This window comes from Streptomyces sp. NPDC043746, assembly GCF_056436485.1.
Genome location: NZ_JBWKCM010000032.1, coordinates 22,702 through 37,397, shown reverse-complemented (window position 1 = coordinate 37,397; position 14,696 = coordinate 22,702). Strand labels below are relative to the sequence as shown.

Sequence of the window (14,696 nt, the reverse complement as noted above, 5' to 3'; positions counted from 1 at the left end):
GAAACCATCGAGTTCGGGCAAAGCGGAACGTCGCAGACCAGCCGTTCGCGCAACCCGTGGCCGGATGCGAGCTGGAACGCCCGACGCGCCACCCTCTATGCTTCACCACGCTTTCCCGCGTGGATCGGGCCCCTTCACGGGTTCACCACCCGGTGCCCTGTCCGACCCCACCTGTTCACGACAACCTTCACAGCGGGAGCGAGCGGTGAGCGGAACCTCCGAAGGGCCCAGGGCCCCGGCAGGCACATCCCCGGACGCCGTGGACACGACGGTCACGGAGCGTCATACGGCACGGCCCCCGGAGCACCCCGCGGCGCACCCCGCGGCCCGGCCCGCGCCCCCGCCGGAGCAGCCACGGGCCCGGACGTCGGAGGAGACAGCGGAGCGGACACCGGAGCAGCCGCCGGGGCAGACATCGGCGCAGGCGTCCGGGAGCGCGGCGGACGCCGCCGCCGCCGAGCTGCGCGACCACCGGGCCGCCTTCAACGCCGCCCCCCTCCCCATGGCCGTCGTGGACGGCCGGGGCCATGTCGTCCGGGCCAACGACGCCCTCGGCTCCCTCCTCGGCACCACGGCCGGGGCGCTGGCCGACCGTCAGGCCTGCGACCTGGTCGACCTGGCCTCCGACGACCGCACCTGGCACGCCTACCGCGAGGTGCTCCAGGGCCGCCGCTCCCGGTTCCGCTGCACCCGCCGCCTCAAACACCCCGACGGGCGGACCCTGTGGGCCGAGGTCACCGTCGTACCGATGACGGGGACGTCGGCGGCCGAGCCCGCCCGGGTCCTGCTGACGGTGGCGGACATCAGCGACCGGCGCGAGCTCCAGGACCGGCTGCGCCATCTCCAGATGCACGACCCGGTGACCCGGCTGCCCAACCGGACCCTGTTCTTCGAGCGGCTCTCGGTGGCCCTGGAGACCCCGCCGTACCAGGACGACTCGATGCTCCCCCGGCACGGCCGGATCGGCCTCTGCTACCTGGACCTGGACGGCTTCAAGGCCATCAACGACACCCTGGGCCACCGGATCGGGGACCGGCTGCTGGCCGCCGTGGCCGGGCGGCTCAACGACTGCGCCGAGAACGACGCGAGCCGCAACCCGGGCGGCGGCCGGCTGGTGGCGCGCATGGGCGGCGACGAGTTCGCGATCCTGGTGGAGGACTCCGGCGGTACGGAGGCGCTGACCGAGCTGGCCCGCTCGGTCCTGGCCGCCCTCCAGCGCCCCTTCGACCTGGCCGGGCAGCGGCTCTCGGTCTCCGCGTCGATCGGGGTGGTGGAGCGGCCGGTGGCGGGCACCTCGCCCACCGGCCTGATGCAGGCCGCCGACACCACGCTGTACTGGGCGAAGGCCGACGGCCGGGCCCGCTGGACCCTCTTCGACCCCGAGCGCAACGCCCACCGCATGACCCGCCAGGCCCTCGCCTCCACGCTCCGGCCCGCCGTGGAGCGCGGCGAGTTCACGCTGGAGTACCAGCCGCTCGTCGGGATGGCGGACGGGGTGGTGCGCGGGGTGGAGGCGCTGGTGCGCTGGAACCATCCCCAGTTCGGCGTGCTCTCGCCGAATCGGTTCGTCGGGATCGCCGAGGAGGACGGCTCGATCGTCCAGCTCGGCCAGTGGATCCTGCGCACCGCCTGCCGCCAGGCGCGCCGCTGGCAGCTGGACCACCCGGACGAGCCCGCGCTCTTCATCAGCGTCAATGTCGCCGTACGCCAGGTCTGGGACTCCGACCTCGTGGCGGACGTGGCGCAGATCCTCAACGAGACCGGCCTGGATCCGGGGCTGCTCCAGCTGGAGCTGACCGAGTCGGCGGTGATGGGCTCGGGCGGCCGCCCGCTGAGAGCTCTCCAGGCCCTGAGCGACATGGGCGTGAGGATCGCGATCGACGACTTCGGGACCGGCTACTCCAACCTCGCCTACCTCAGCCGCCTGCCCGTCTCCGTGCTGAAGCTGGACGGGGCGTTCGTGAAGGGCTTCCGGTACGAGGACGGTACGCATCCGAGCCCGGCCGACGAGACGATCGTGGAGGCGATGGTGCAGCTGGCCCACCGCCTGGGCCTGACCGTCACCGCGGAGTGCGTGGAGACGGCCGGGCAGGCGGAGCGGCTGCGCCGGATCGGCTGCGACACCGGGCAGGGGTGGCTGTACTCGCGGGCGGTGGCACCGGAGCTGATCGCGGCGCTGATCACAGGGCGGCCCGGGGCCGACCCCGAGGCGCCCGGGACCGGCCCTGCCCGGGCAGCGGCCGGTCCGTACGTGACCGGCCCCGGGCCTCAGCCCACGCGCGGCAGACCGTAGGCGTCCGCGATCAGCTCGTAGCTGCGCAGCCGCGCTTCGCCGCCGTGCGCGTTGGCGGTGATCATCAGCTCGTCGGCGCCGGTCCGCCCGGCCAGGTCGTCCAGGCCGGTGCGGACCTCGTCGGCGGTGCCGTGGACGACGTCGGCGAGCCAGCCGTCGACGAATTCCCGCTCCATCGGGGAGAAGTCGTACGCGGCCGCCTCCTCCGGGCTGGGGATCAGCCCGGGCCGCCCGGTGCGCAGCCGGACCATGGACAGAGCGCCGGTCAGCACCTGGCGGCGGGCCTCGGCCTCCTCGTCGGCGGCCAGCGCGGAGACGCCGATCAGGGCGTACGGGGCATCCAGCACGGCCGAGGGCCGGAAGGAGCTGCGGTACAGGTCCAGCGCCGGGATCGTGTTCCGCGCCGAGAAGTGGTGGGCGAAGGCGAACGGCAGCCCGAGCGTGCCCGCCAGCCGGGCGCTGAAGCCGGAGGAGCCGAGCAGCCAGACCGGCGGCCGGTGTGCGGACTGCACCCCGCCGGGGGCGGTCGCCTGGACCGGGCCGGGCACGGCGTGGATGCGTGCGTACGGGTGCCCGTCGGGGAAGTCGTCGTCCAGGAACCGGATCAGCTCGCTGAGCTGCTGCGGGAAATCGTCGGCGCCCTCGCCGAGCCGGTCGCTGCGGCGCAGGGCGGCGGCCGTCGCGCCGTCGGTGCCGGGGGCCCGGCCGAGGCCCAGGTCGACGCGGCCCGGAGCCATCGCCTCCAGCGTGCCGAACTGCTCCGCGATCACCAGGGGGGCGTGGTTGGGCAGCATGACACCGCCGGAGCCGAGGCGGATGCGCTCGGTGTGGGCGGCGGTGTGCGCGAGGATCACGGCCGGGGAGGACGAGGCGACCCCGGGCATGGAGTGGTGCTCGGCCACCCAGTAGCGGTGGAAGCCGCGGCTCTCGGCGAGCTTCGCTGTCTCCACGCCGGTGCGCAGGGCCTGGGTCGCGGTGCGGCCCTGCCCGACGGTCACCAGGTCGAGCACGGAGAGCGGCACGGGGGCGGTGCCCGCCGCCGCACCCCGGATTCCGTCGCCGTCCGTCCGGCCGGTGCCCGGCTCGCCCGTCCCGTCGCCGCCCTGGATGTCGTTCACGTCTTCGGCCCTCTCCCGGTGGTGCTGCTGCTCGTCCCGCGTCCGCGTAACGGAGGCGTACAACAGGAGGATGGCTCCGCTTATTCCGGAGCCACCCTCCGGGGCTGCCCCCGGGAGGGGCGCCGGGCGTCGGGTGCGGGAGCCGGGGCCTACTCCCGCACCTCGATCCCCTTCGGCTCCGCCGCACCCGGTGCCGGCCGGCGGGCGGCGAAGAGGGTGCCGAGCGTCGGGGCCCAGATCCGGCGGTCGGTCAGCCGCAGGCCTTCCCAGACCGTCACCTGGTTCGCCGTGAGGACCGGCTTCCCGACCGCCTCCTCCAGCTCCGGGATGTACGCGGCCGTGTGCAGGGCCGCGTCCGGGAGCAGCAGCACCTCGGCGTCCGGGTGGTCGGCCGCGAGCGCCAGCTCCTTGACCCGCCCGGCCTCCCACCCGGCGATCTCGGCGGCCGTGGCGACGCCCGCGCTGTGGGTGACCACCGCGTCGGTCCCGGCGGCCACCAGGAACTCCACGAAGAGGGCGGTGACGTCCTCGGGCCAGGCGGCGGCGACCGCGACCCGGTCGGCGCCCAGCTCCCGCACGGCGTGGACGAAGCCGAAGGCGGTGCTGGAGGCGGGCAGGCCCGCGCTCCGGGCGAGGGTGGCGATCTGGTTGTGGGCGCCCGCCCAGCCGTAGACGAAGCTGCCCGCGGGGCTCGCCTGGACGATCGCCTCCGCACCCGCCAGACGCAGCTCCTCGACGCCTTCGGAGAGCCGGTCGGGGGCCCCGGCCTCCAGCAGGGCCCCGGGCCGGAAGGTGTTCTCGTCGGCCTCGGTGGAGAACAGCGGCAGCCGGATGTCCGTGTCGAGCGTGATCTCGATCCGCGGGAAGTCGTCCTCGGCGGCGTGGCCCGGGTAGAGCAGTCCTACGGCGGTCATGGTCACCCTTCCTTCGCGCGTCTTCGCATCGGGCGCGGAAAACCACTGGTGCCCCTCCCTCCATCAAGTATTCCCCGGCCGGCCCCGCGGCGGAGGGTGGACGACACGCAGGCGGGCAGGGGCGGGACACCTCCGGGGAACCGGCAGCGGGCGCGGGCGGGACACCTCCGGAAGACCGGCAGCGGGCGCGGGCGGGAGACCGGCGAGGGGCATGGACGGCGGGCGCGGCCGGGACCCGGACAGCGAGCCGTGTTGACGGGGGCCGGGGCTGCTGCGAGCGTGGAGGGCGCGGAGACCATGATCACGCCTGCACCCACGGCGACCTGCGATGTTGCGGAGTGATGAGCCACCGATGCCGGTACCCGTCGTTCTCGTCCTCGATGCCGACCCGCCCCCGCGCCTCGGCCGTCTGACCGGCCGGGCCCGCGTCGTGCGCACCGGTGCGGCGGATCTCGCCGCCCGGCTGCCACAGGCCGATGTGCTGCTGGTGTGGGACTTCGCCTCCGACGCCGTACGGGAGGCGTGGCCCGGTCCGGGGGCACGGCCGGGCTGGGTGCACACGGCGAGCGCGGGGGTGGACCGGCTGCTCTGCCCGGAGCTGGTGGCCTCCGGCACCGTGGTGACCCACGCGCGGGGCGTCTTCGAGCGGCCGATCGCGGAGTACGTGGCCGGGTTGGTGCTGGCCTTCGCCAAGGGCCTGCCCGCCACCCTCGCCCTCCAGCGGGAGCGGCGCTGGCACCACCGGGAGGGCCGGCAGGTGGCCGGTTCGCGGGCGGTGGTCGTCGGGGCGGGCCCCGTCGGCCGCGAGATCACCCGGCTGCTGCACGGCCTGGACGTCCAGGTGGCGCTGGTGGGCCGGACCGCCCGGCGCACCATCCACGGGGTCGGGGACCTGGGCCCGCTGGCGGCCCGCGCGGACTGGGTGATCTCCGCGGTGCCGCTGACCCCGGCCACGTACGGCATGTTCGACACCCGCTTCTTCGGCCTGCTCCAGCCCTCGGCCCATTTCATCAACGTGGGCCGCGGGGCGACCGTCGTGGAGGCGGACCTGGTGGACGCCCTCGACCGCCGCTGGCTGGCGGGGGCCGCGCTCGACGTCTTCTCGGACGAACCCCTGGGCGAGGAGAGCCCGTTGTGGGAGGTGCCGGGTCTGCTGATCTCGCCGCATCAGAGCGGGGACACGGTCGGCTGGCGGGACCGGCTGGCCGAGCAGTTCGTGGAAATGTACGAACTATGGGTAAATGGTGATCCGTTGCCCCATGTGGTGGACAAGGAGCGGGGCCACATCCCGTCCGAGGACCTTTCCACCGACAACTCCGTCGCCACGGAGGGCACTTCCCCGGACTGAGCCCTCCGCCGACCCCCTCACCAGGCCACGGGAAGATCTCCCTCCGGCCACTGTTCGGTTACAGGCCCCGGCTTCCTGCATAGACGCGGGGGATCGGGCAGGCGCTCACCCTGTCCGGACTGTTCGACCTCCAGGAGACCGCGAACCATGGCTGACTTTCCTCACCTTTCCCGCCGGAGCTTCCTCAATCGATCGGCGGCCGTGGGTGGCCTGCTGGTCGTTCCCGGCCTCCTGACCGCGTGCAGCAAGGCCGACTCGGGGGCCGCCACCGGCGCGGGCGCGCTCGACAAGCTGCGGGAGCAGGGGTTCGTCCGGGTGGCGTACGCCAACGAGGCACCGTACGGGTACATGGAGGGCAAGGAGCTGAAGGGCGAGGCGCCCACGCTGCACCGGGAGATCTTCAAGGCGCTGGGCGTCGACGAGCTGAAGCCGACGCTCTCCGAGTGGGACGGGCTGATCCCGGGTCTCCAGGCGGGGAAGTACGACGTGGTCAGCGCGGGGATGGCGATCACCCCTGAGCGCTGCGGCAACGCGATCTTCTCCGAGCCGGAGTTCATCTCCCCGACCGCACTGATGGTCCGGAAGGGCAACCCGAAGAACATCACCGACCTGGCCTCCGCCAAGGAGGCCGGGATCACCGTCGGCGTCATGTCCGGTGCGGTTGAAGGAAGTTACGCCAAGGGGGCGGGCATCCCCGAGGGGAAGATCAAGACCTTGCAGAAGCCGCAGGACGGGGCGGACGCGGTCAAGGGCGGACGGGTCGACGCGTTCCTGCTCACCGGGATCTCGCTGCGCTGGCTGGCGAAGACCAATCCGGACACGGAGGTCACCGAGGCGTTCGTGCCGAAGCTGGACGGCAAGGAGCAGTTCTCGCCCGGCGGGGCGGTCTTCCGCAAGGGCAACGAGGATCTGCGGGACTCCTTCAACCGCGAGCTGAAGAAGATCGTCTCGGACCGTTCGCGCTATGTGCGGCTGCTGGAGCCGTACGGGTTCGGCGAGACGGAGATCCCGCCCGCCGACCTGCGGACGGCGGACCTGTGCAGGGGCTGACGGGGCGGGCGGGTGCGCACGCATGAGTGACTTCTTCTCCCTTCTCGTCGAGGAGTTCCCCCAGGTCCGCTCCGGGTTGTGGGTGACGCTCCAGGCCACCGTCCTGGGCGCGCTGCTGGCCCTGGTGCTGGCCTTCGCGCTCGGGCTGGCCGCGGGCAGCCGGCTGCTGCTGGTCCGCGGGGCCTCCCGGGTGGTCGTGGAGTTCTTCCGGGGCACCTCCCTCTACATCCAGCTGTTCTGGCTCTACTACGCGATGCCGCTGCTGACCGGCTACGAACTCACCCCCGTGATCTGCGGGGTGGTCGCCTTCGGCCTCAACTTCGGCGCATACGGCGCCGAAGTGGTGCGCGGTGCCGTCAACTCGGTTCCGCGCGCGCAGTACGAGGCGGCGATCGCGCTCAACCTCAGCCCCTCCAGACGGCTGTGGAAGGTGATCCTGCCGCAGGCCTGGGTGCAGATGATCCCGAGCTTCACCAATCTGCTGATCCAGCTGCTGAAGGCGACCCCGCTGCTGTGGCTGATCTCGGCCGCCGACCTGATGACGGTGATCCAGACGCTGCGCGACCGCACCGGTGAGACCCTCACCGCCTATCTGACCCTGCTGGCCGCCTACTTCGTGCTGGCCTACGCGCTGACGATGCTGATGAACCTGCTGGAGCGGAGCGCCAAACGGCGGCTCGGCCTGGAGGCGGGGGCCACCAGCCTGTTCAGGAGCCGCAGCGCGTCGACGGCGACGGTGGGAGGTGCCCGGTGAACGGATTCGACTGGACCGCCCTCGGCGAGTCCCTGCCCCTGCTGCTGGAGGGGTTCCGGGTCACCCTGCTCGCCACCGTGCTCGGCACCCTGGTGGCGGCCGTACTGGGGCTGGCGGTCGCGGTGGCCGGACGCGCGCCCAGCCGGTTCGTGACGCTCCCCGTCCGAGCGGTCACAGAGTTCGTCCGCTCCACCCCGCTCCTGGTCCAACTGGTCGGAGCGGCTGCCCTGTTCAGCTCGGTGGAGCCGCTGTACATCGGGATCGCGGTGCTCGGCGTGCACTACGCCGCGTACACCTCCGAGGTCTACCGGGCCGGGATCGACGGCGTACCGAAGGGGCAGTGGGAGGCGTGCCGCGCGCTGTCGCTGTCGCCCCGGCGCACCTGGCAGGCGGTGATCCTGCCGCAGGCGGTGCGCAACGTGCTCCCGGCCCTCGGGAACTACGCGATCTCGATGTTCAAGGAGACCCCGTTCCTGGCCGTGATCACCGTGCAGGAGATGGTCTTCGAGGCCCGGAAGTACGGGGCCGACCACTTCGCGTACACCGAGGTCTTCACCCTCGCCGGCCTGATCTTCCTGGTCGCGAGCTACCCCACGTCGCTGCTGATGAGAAAGCTGGAGAAGCGCCTTGGCCACTGAACCCCTCCCCCTGAAGAAGACGGAGCCCTCGGGGCCGGTGGCAGCCCCCCGGGACGCGGCCCCGGCGACCGGGAGCACGGACGGGCCGCTGGTCCGCTTCGACAAGGTGGTCAAGCGCTACGGCGACCATGTGGTCCTGGACGAGCTGGACTTCACCGTCGAGCGCGGCGAGCACGTCACTCTTATCGGGCCCAGCGGCTCGGGCAAGACCACGATCCTGCGGCTGCTGATGACGCTGGAGAAGGTCAGCGACGGGGTGATCTGGGTCAACGGCTCCCCGCTCTCCCATGTCCGCACCCCGGGCGGGGCGCTGAAGCCGGCCGGCGAGAAGCAGTTGCGGGAGTCCCGGAAGAAGATCGGGATGGTCTTCCAGCAGTTCAACCTCTTCCCCAACATGAAGGTGCTCCAGAACATCACCGAGGCCCCGGTGAGCGTCCTCGGCAAGGAGCGCGAGGAGGCGGAGGCCCGCGCCCGGGAGCTGCTGGAGCTGGTGGGACTCTCCGGCAAGGTCGACGCGCACCCCTCCCAGCTCTCCGGCGGCCAGCAGCAGCGGGTGGCGATCGCCCGGGCGCTGGCGATGGAGCCGGAGATCCTGCTGCTGGACGAGGTGACCTCCGCGCTCGACCCGGAACTGGTGGCCGGGGTGCTGGAGCTGCTCGGCGACATCGCCCGGAACACCGACATCACCATGCTCTGCGTGACCCACGAGATGAACTTCGCCCGGGACGTCTCGGAGAAGGTACTGATGTTCGACGCGGGCCGGGTCGTGGAGGCCGGGACCCCGGAGAAAATCTTCTCCGACCCGTCGCACGAACGTACGCGCGAGTTCCTCAACGCGGTGCTGTGACCTCGCGCTTGAGTCGCCGCCCATGCCTCTGGCATATGCCGTGCGGGTGCGCCCCAGTTGGCAGGGCCGGGGCGCCCCTACTGGCCTGTCAACTACCGCCCCGAAACCGGGGCCCGGCGGCTATCGTGGGGCGGAAGCTTGCGGTCACAACCTTTTAGGGGGACACCGTGGCGTTGAAGCCCGAGCCGACCGCACCGTTCCACTCGGTGCAGTACGCCCTGCGCGTGCTGGAGTCGGTCTCCCGGCACGGCAGCGGTGTGGCCGATGCCCAGATCTCCCGCGAGACGGGGCTGCCGCCCGGGCATCTCGCTCCCCTGCTCCTGACGCTGCGCCGCGAGGGCTATGTCGAGCAGGTCGGCGACGGCGCGTACGTCATAGGGGCCTCCCTGCTGCTCCTCGGCTCCGGCGCGGCCCGCCGCCAGGCCCTGGAGGGGCGGCTCCAGCACGCCCTGGACCAGCTGCGCGACTCGGTCGGCGCCGCCGTCTACCTCAGCCGGTACGTGGACGGCGAGGTCAGCGTCGTCCGGGTCTCCGACGGGCCGCTCACCCCGGCGGTCAACGAGTGGGTGGACTTCCGCTCCTCCGCGCACGCCAGCGCGGTCGGCAAGTGCCTGCTGGGCCAGCTCGACCACGCCGGGCGGCGCGACCACCTCTCCCGGCACCGGATCGCCCGGCTCACCTCGCGGACGATCACCAGCGAGAAGGTGCTTCTGGCCAAGCTGGAGGCGCAGCCCGCCACGGTCCCGGTGCTCGATCTCCAGGAGTACGCGGTGGGCACCGTCTGCGCGGCGGTCCCGCTGACGGCCGGGGCCACCGCCGGCTGCCTCGCCCTCTCCCTCCCGATCGAGGACGCCCACCGGCTCCGCGAGGCGGCCGACACCCTCAACCGGCGCGCGGCCCCGGTACTGCTCTCGCTGGCGCTGTAGGGCGCACGGGGCCGGGACGACGGGGCTCCGGAGGGCCTCGGGCCAGGGGTGTCATCAGCACCCCTCCGGACCAGGTATTATTTTCGAGTCAGCAGGCGCCGTTAGCTCAGTTGGTTAGAGCAGCTGACTCTTAATCAGCGGGTCCGGGGTTCGAGTCCCTGACGGCGCACGACACGCCTGTGGGCGGTCTCCCTCGCGGAGACCGCCCACAGTGCTGCTTCCGGCCCGGTTCAGCAGCCGCCCACCGCAACGGCGGCCCCGGCTCAGGGCCGCCGCGTCGAGCCACAGCGGAAATGCAGGGTGGGCTGTCAGGTGCGCCGTAGCGGGCTACGGGCTACCTGCCGCGCTTCAGAACTTGACGTCCGAGCACGCGTAGAACGCGTTGGCGGTGTCCGCGACGTTCCAGACCGCCAGGATGATGTGCTTGCCGCTCTTCTGGGTGGGGATCGTGCCCTGGTGGGTCAGGGTGGCCGGCGGCTGCTGGCTCCCGTACGGCACGGTCATGAAGGGCTGCGACTCCAGCGCGGCCCGGGTGAGCGGCTTGGTGGAGTCCCAGCCGTTCTTGGTGATGTAGTAGCGGAAGTCGCTGGTACGGTGCCGGGCCGTGAACTGCCAGCGGAAGCTGTAGCCCTGGCCGCCGGTGACCTGGGTGGCGGGCCAGTTGCCGCCGCGCGGGTCGTCCAGCTGGGCGAACTGCCCGTTGCCGCCGGAGCAGATCCTGCCGTCGGCGGGTCCCGACGCCGGGAAGCCCTTGGGGCCCTCGACGCTCTGCGGCTCCCACTGGATGTTGCCGCAGCCGGTGACCGTGCCGTTGGCACACAGTTTCTGGCGGCTGATGGGGGAGTCCGTGTAGCCGTGGCTGCTGGCGCTGGTGGTCGCGAGGACGGAGACTCCCGCTATCGCCAGGCCGATCACGGCCGCGCTTGCCTTTTTCCGCATTGCTGTCGCTCCTCTAGAACGTGGGGGAGGTTCCTGAGCATTGCTCGACATGCTGCGCGCTTGGTGCGTGGTGGGTGAGTGCTGCGGTCTAGACCAAGTCTTAGATTATTGACGCTTCATGAACATGTCCAGACCAATAAGCATCGGATTCCGGGGCACCGGAAGGGGCCCGGAGCGATCTCTCCGGGCCCCTTCCACCACGCACGATCCGCTCGCGGTGCGCTCAGGCTCCGCCCCCTCCGGTGCTGCGACCGGTGTAGAAGGCAACCGTCAAGTCCTTGACCAGCGCCTTGCGTTCGTAGTCGTCCAGCTCGACGATGCCGCGCGCGGTGAGCCGGCTGACGGTGTCGTCGACCGCGTCCACCACCGAAGTCAGCACGCTGTCACGGTGCTTGGCGTCGATGGCGGCAATCCGCCGCCGCTGCATCGCCGCCGCCACCTCGGGGGCGTACTCGATACCGGTGGGCTGCGCCGAGTAGACCTCGACCCCGACCGGCTCGCAATCCGCCTTCAGCATCCTGGTCAGGGCGTCCCCGACCGCCTCCGCGTCACGGAGAGTCGGGGCGTCCTCGTGGAAGGCGTCGGCCGGGAGTTGGGAGAGGACCCGGGCCATGGCCGACTCGACCTGCGCGCTCAAATAGGCCTCGTGGTCCTCGATCCCGAGAGCGGCGCGCACGGTGTCCTTGATCCGCCAGACCACCAGGACGACGACGCGCAGCGCGGTGCCGTTGGCGTCGACCGCGGGGAGCGGTTCGCTGCGCCAGTGCCGCAGGCGTACGTCGACGCGGCGGCGCAGCAGGAGCGGGGAGACCCAGACGAGGCCCGTGCGGCGGACGGTCCCCCGGTAGTCGCCGAAGAGCGTGAGCACCCAGGCGTGGCCGACCCGGCCGCGACCGAGGCCGCCGAGGGCGAGGACGACGAGGGTGACCAGGAGGGCGAGGCCGGCCCAGCCTCCGGCGCCGACGCCCTCGTACGGGCGGGGTGCCAGCCCCACGGCGCTCTGTACGGCGACGGGCAGGGCGCCCCGCCACCACAGGAGCGCCGCGAGGCCGAGGAGCCCGGCGGCTCCGGTGAGCAGGGCGGCGTACCCGGAGAGGGCGGGGCCGGGGCGTTCGGCGAGGCGGGGGTCGGCGAGGGGGGCGGGCCGGGTGGGCGGCTCGACCCGAGGACGGGGGGAGCGTGGGCGGGGGGCGCGGTCGGCGGGGGTGCTGTGCGTGGGGGCGGGGTGCGGGGCCTGGCGGGCCACAGTGGTGGGCAGGGCGGTGGGTTCGGTACGCCGGGGGGCGTCGTCGTCACGGAAGAGCAGGTGTACGGGGATGGCCGCGGTGGACTCGCCGGCGATGACCGAGTGGCGGCGGGGGTGCGGCGGGGGCTGCGGTGCCGGTACGGAGGGGGAGGCCGTGGGCGCGGGGGTGGAGGCGCCCTGGGGGTTGTCCGCGGCCTGGGCCCGGGCCCCGGTCTCCGTCTCCGCCCCGGTCCGGTCCGTCTGCGCGGCGGGGGCGGGGGTCGGGCGGGGCCCTACCTCTCCCCCGTACGCCGGGAGCGGCGTCCACTCCCCCGAGGGTTCCGTCCTCGGACGCCGGACGGGCTGGAAGAGGCCGAGGCCCTCCGTACGCTTCGCGCCGCTGCCGGGCCGGCAGTGGGGGCGGTCCGCCGCCGGGTCCTCTCCCTCCCCCCGGCCCGGGTGCGGGCTCCGGCCCGGGTGCTCCAGACTCACCGGCTTGAGGGGGGTGTCCGGGAGCGAGGCCGGGCCCGGGACGGGGCCCGGGTCCGCGGCAGGGCCCGGGTCCACGGCCGGGCCCGGGTCCACGTCCGCGGCTGGGTACGCCTGGCTTGTCGCCCCCGGGGCCGCGTCCGGGGCCGCGCCCAGGCCCGCCGTCCCCGGGCGCGAGTCGAGGTCGAGGTCGGCGTCGGGACCGAGGTCCCGGTCCGGGCCCGTCCCGCCCGTGCCCGTCCTGCTCGGTGCCGGGTCCAGGCCCACGAACAGATCCAGGTCCGAGTCGGGGCCGGGGGCCGGAGCACCCGGGCCCTCCCCCGTGGGTCTCGGGTCCAGGTCAAGCAGCGGGCCCGGGGCCGGGGGTGCCACCGAGGTCCCCGCCCCCGCCGACCCCGGGCCGGGCTCAGGTTCCAGGACCGGGCCCGGGGGCGTGACCGGCGTCCCCTCCCCCGTCACTCCCCGCTCCTCCCTCGGGCGGAACAGAGGTGGCGGGGTCGATGCGGGGGGCTGGTGCAGGGCCACTCCGTCCACCAGGGGCATCGGGGTCTCACCGCGGGGGGCGAGACGGTCGTGGTCGGTCGGGGGGTGGGGGTTCTGGTCTGGGGTCACCGGTTCCCTGTTCCTTTCCGTCATCCGTCATCCGTCGTCCGTCGGGTCATCGGGTCCGTCAGGGCCTCAGGGCCTCAGGGCCTCAGGGCCTCAGGGCCTCAGGCGAAGAGTCGGCGCCAGGTCTCCGGCCCGGGGTATCCGTCGGCCGCGCTGCCGCGCCAGCCCTGGGCGCGCTGGAACGCCTCGACGTTGCGGCGGTCCGCCTCGGTCCAGCGGGGGTCGGGACCCGACACGTAGTGCTTGCCGTATCCCTTCTTCACCAACTGCCGGCCGAGCCGGTCGACATGGCTGTTCGACTGACCCGGCTGGAAATGGCCGCGTCCGGGGAAGGCCACCGAGGTGTTCGGGCTGCCCCCCGTGGCGGCGGGCGGGATGTCGCGGCCGGTGCCCGTGGTCAGCAGCCGCCAGGTGTCCGGGCCGGGGATGCCGTCCGCCTCCGCGCCCCTCCACCCCTGGGCCTGCTGGAAGGCCTGCGTGGCCCGCCGGTCGGCCGCGCTCCACACCGGGCCGGGCCCGATCTCGTAGAACCGCTTGCCGCCGCGTTCGACCAGCATCTCGCCGAGCCGGGTGACATGGGGGTTGTCGGCGCCGGGGCCGAACTGGTCGGCGCCGGGGAAGGCCGTGTCGGCGCCCGAGCCGGGGTTGCCGGCACTGAGGCCCTTGTAGCGGTAGGCGATGTACCGGTCGGAGTTGTTCCAGTACGCCATGGGCGTGGACTGCTTCCGCGTCTGCGGGCGCGCCTGCTCGTAGGCGATGTAGTGGGTGCGGCGGTAGTCGGTCCAGCCGCCGAAGATCGTGACGTGGGAGCCCCTGGAGGGGTCGGCCGGGTTGTGGAAGAGGAGCATGTCACCGGGCTGGAGGTCGGCGCGGGCGATCCGGGTCCCGTAGCTCGCGAGGCTGCCGGTCCACTCGTTGGTGCCGAGGTTCCAGGCCATCGAGACATAGCCGGAGCAGTCCTGGCGGTACCCGTCCGACCAGTACTTCTCCATGCTGTACGGCACCTTCGCGGCGACCCACTTCTTGGCCCGGTTGATGATGTCGGCCCGGGTGGTCTTCGCCAGGACCGTGCTGTCGGACGGCGGCCCGGAGGCGCCGCCGCCCTTCAGCGGGCCCGTCTCGCCCTGCGGGGTGGCCGGTACGGGATCGGGCCCCTCGTCCGCCCGGGGCACCCCGGCGGTGGGCCCGGCGGTGGCCGCGGCGCCGGCGGCCCCGCAGGAGAGGACGACCCCGGCGGCGGTGGCCAGGACCAGGGCGCGGCGGGCGCCGTGCGCGGCGGGGTGGCCGCCGTAGCGGACGGCGACGGCCCGTGCGGCGGTCCGCCGCTGTACGGCGCACCCCGCACAGGCGCAGTCGATGGCGGGCTCGTACTCCTCGAAGACCGGCACAGTCATGCGATTCCCCTCCGCACTCGTCACTCGTCAAGATCTTTGGGCGCAGCTGCGACGGGCGTCAGCGTCTCAACACTCCCGACATAAGGCATTTTGACGGACTAATGAGAAAAAACGACCACCTGGCAGGGCGTGGCGGCAGGTAAATGGTCCGG

The 14,696-nt window shown here is 72.9% G+C and carries 12 protein-coding genes and 1 tRNA gene; 8 read left to right on the top strand and 5 right to left on the bottom strand.

Annotated elements, in window-relative coordinates; genetic code table 11:
• The first annotated feature begins 205 nt into the window (after nt 1-205).
• On the top strand, nt 206-2,293 hold the full coding sequence (locus tag AC0682_RS26975; protein ID WP_478535673.1) for a putative bifunctional diguanylate cyclase/phosphodiesterase: 2,088 nt from the start codon (nt 206-208) through the stop codon (nt 2,291-2,293).
• Here the strand turns inward: AC0682_RS26975 and AC0682_RS26970 are convergent.
• Nucleotides 2,269-3,411 (bottom strand): LLM class flavin-dependent oxidoreductase, encoded by a 1,143-nt coding sequence (locus tag AC0682_RS26970; RefSeq protein WP_478535671.1) that lies wholly within the window; start codon nt 3,409-3,411, stop codon nt 2,269-2,271. The two genes, AC0682_RS26975 and AC0682_RS26970, sit on opposite strands and share 25 nt — an antisense overlap.
• Nucleotides 3,412-3,560: 149 nt before the next feature.
• The gene (locus AC0682_RS26965) at nt 3,561-4,325 is read right to left on the bottom strand and encodes a maleate cis-trans isomerase family protein (protein ID WP_478535669.1); all 765 of its coding nucleotides are present in this window, start codon (nt 4,323-4,325) and stop codon (nt 3,561-3,563) included.
• A gap of 352 nt (nt 4,326-4,677) precedes the next feature.
• Here AC0682_RS26965 and AC0682_RS26960 point away from each other — a divergent pair, with 352 nt between their 5' ends.
• The 7 genes from AC0682_RS26960 (at nt 4,678) to AC0682_RS26930 (ending at nt 10,057) form a co-directional block, all read left to right on the top strand.
• Nucleotides 4,678-5,673 (top strand): D-2-hydroxyacid dehydrogenase, encoded by a 996-nt coding sequence (locus tag AC0682_RS26960; RefSeq protein WP_478535668.1) that lies wholly within the window; start codon nt 4,678-4,680, stop codon nt 5,671-5,673.
• 147 nt (nt 5,674-5,820) lie between these two features.
• The gene (ehuB, locus tag AC0682_RS26955; RefSeq protein ID WP_478535666.1) at nt 5,821-6,723 is read left to right on the top strand and encodes an ectoine/hydroxyectoine ABC transporter substrate-binding protein EhuB; all 903 of its coding nucleotides are present in this window, start codon (nt 5,821-5,823) and stop codon (nt 6,721-6,723) included.
• A 22-nt stretch (nt 6,724-6,745) separates the two neighbouring features.
• Nucleotides 6,746-7,477, top strand: a complete 732-nt coding sequence (gene ehuC / locus AC0682_RS26950; RefSeq protein ID WP_478535664.1) for an ectoine/hydroxyectoine ABC transporter permease subunit EhuC — start codon at nt 6,746-6,748, stop codon at nt 7,475-7,477.
• Nucleotides 7,474-8,115 carry an ectoine/hydroxyectoine ABC transporter permease subunit EhuD gene (gene ehuD / locus AC0682_RS26945; protein ID WP_478535662.1) on the top strand — a complete coding sequence of 214 codons (642 nt, stop codon included), beginning with the start codon at nt 7,474-7,476 and terminating at the stop codon, nt 8,113-8,115. The genes ehuC and ehuD overlap by 4 nt, the downstream gene beginning before the upstream one ends.
• Nucleotides 8,105-8,962: an ectoine/hydroxyectoine ABC transporter ATP-binding protein EhuA gene (gene ehuA, locus AC0682_RS26940; RefSeq protein WP_478535660.1), complete on the top strand. Its 858-nt coding sequence runs from the start codon at nt 8,105-8,107 to the stop codon at nt 8,960-8,962. Before ehuD ends, ehuA begins: the two co-directional genes overlap by 11 nt.
• A gap of 167 nt (nt 8,963-9,129) precedes the next feature.
• Complete coding sequence (locus AC0682_RS26935) at nt 9,130-9,888, top strand: IclR family transcriptional regulator (protein ID WP_478535658.1); 759 nt, start codon at nt 9,130-9,132, stop codon at nt 9,886-9,888.
• A gap of 95 nt (nt 9,889-9,983) precedes the next feature.
• A tRNA-Lys gene (locus AC0682_RS26930) sits at nt 9,984-10,057 on the top strand.
• A 179-nt stretch (nt 10,058-10,236) separates the two neighbouring features.
• On the opposite strand, the gene AC0682_RS26925 is transcribed toward AC0682_RS26930, so the two are convergent.
• From AC0682_RS26925 to AC0682_RS26915, 3 genes are all read right to left on the bottom strand, one after another.
• A complete protein-coding gene (locus AC0682_RS26925) occupies nt 10,237-10,827 on the bottom strand; it encodes a lytic polysaccharide monooxygenase auxiliary activity family 9 protein (RefSeq protein WP_478535656.1) in 591 nt (196 codons plus the stop codon).
• A gap of 223 nt (nt 10,828-11,050) precedes the next feature.
• Nucleotides 11,051-13,177, bottom strand: coding sequence for an SPFH domain-containing protein (locus AC0682_RS26920; protein WP_478535654.1), 2,127 nt, complete (start codon nt 13,175-13,177; stop codon nt 11,051-11,053).
• 74 nt (nt 13,178-13,251) lie between these two features.
• Nucleotides 13,252-14,544, bottom strand: a complete 1,293-nt coding sequence (locus tag AC0682_RS26915; RefSeq protein WP_478535652.1) for a peptidoglycan-binding protein — start codon at nt 14,542-14,544, stop codon at nt 13,252-13,254.
• Between the last annotated feature and the right edge of the window lie 152 nt (nt 14,545-14,696).

Bases quoted from the DNA above. Each gene is read 5' to 3' on its own strand.
- ehuC (WP_478535664.1), top strand. From the start codon at position 6,746: ATGAGTGACTTCTTCTCCCTTCTCGTCGAGGAGTTCCCCCAGGTCCGC.
- AC0682_RS26915 (WP_478535652.1), bottom strand. From the start codon at position 14,544: ATGACTGTGCCGGTCTTCGAGGAGTACGAGCCCGCCATCGACTGCGCC.
- AC0682_RS26965 (WP_478535669.1), bottom strand. From the start codon at position 4,325: ATGACCGCCGTAGGACTGCTCTACCCGGGCCACGCCGCCGAGGACGAC.
- ehuB (WP_478535666.1), top strand. From the start codon at position 5,821: ATGGCTGACTTTCCTCACCTTTCCCGCCGGAGCTTCCTCAATCGATCG.
- AC0682_RS26920 (WP_478535654.1), bottom strand. From the start codon at position 13,177: ATGACGGAAAGGAACAGGGAACCGGTGACCCCAGACCAGAACCCCCAC.
- AC0682_RS26925 (WP_478535656.1), bottom strand. From the start codon at position 10,827: ATGCGGAAAAAGGCAAGCGCGGCCGTGATCGGCCTGGCGATAGCGGGA.
- AC0682_RS26960 (WP_478535668.1), top strand. From the start codon at position 4,678: ATGCCGGTACCCGTCGTTCTCGTCCTCGATGCCGACCCGCCCCCGCGC.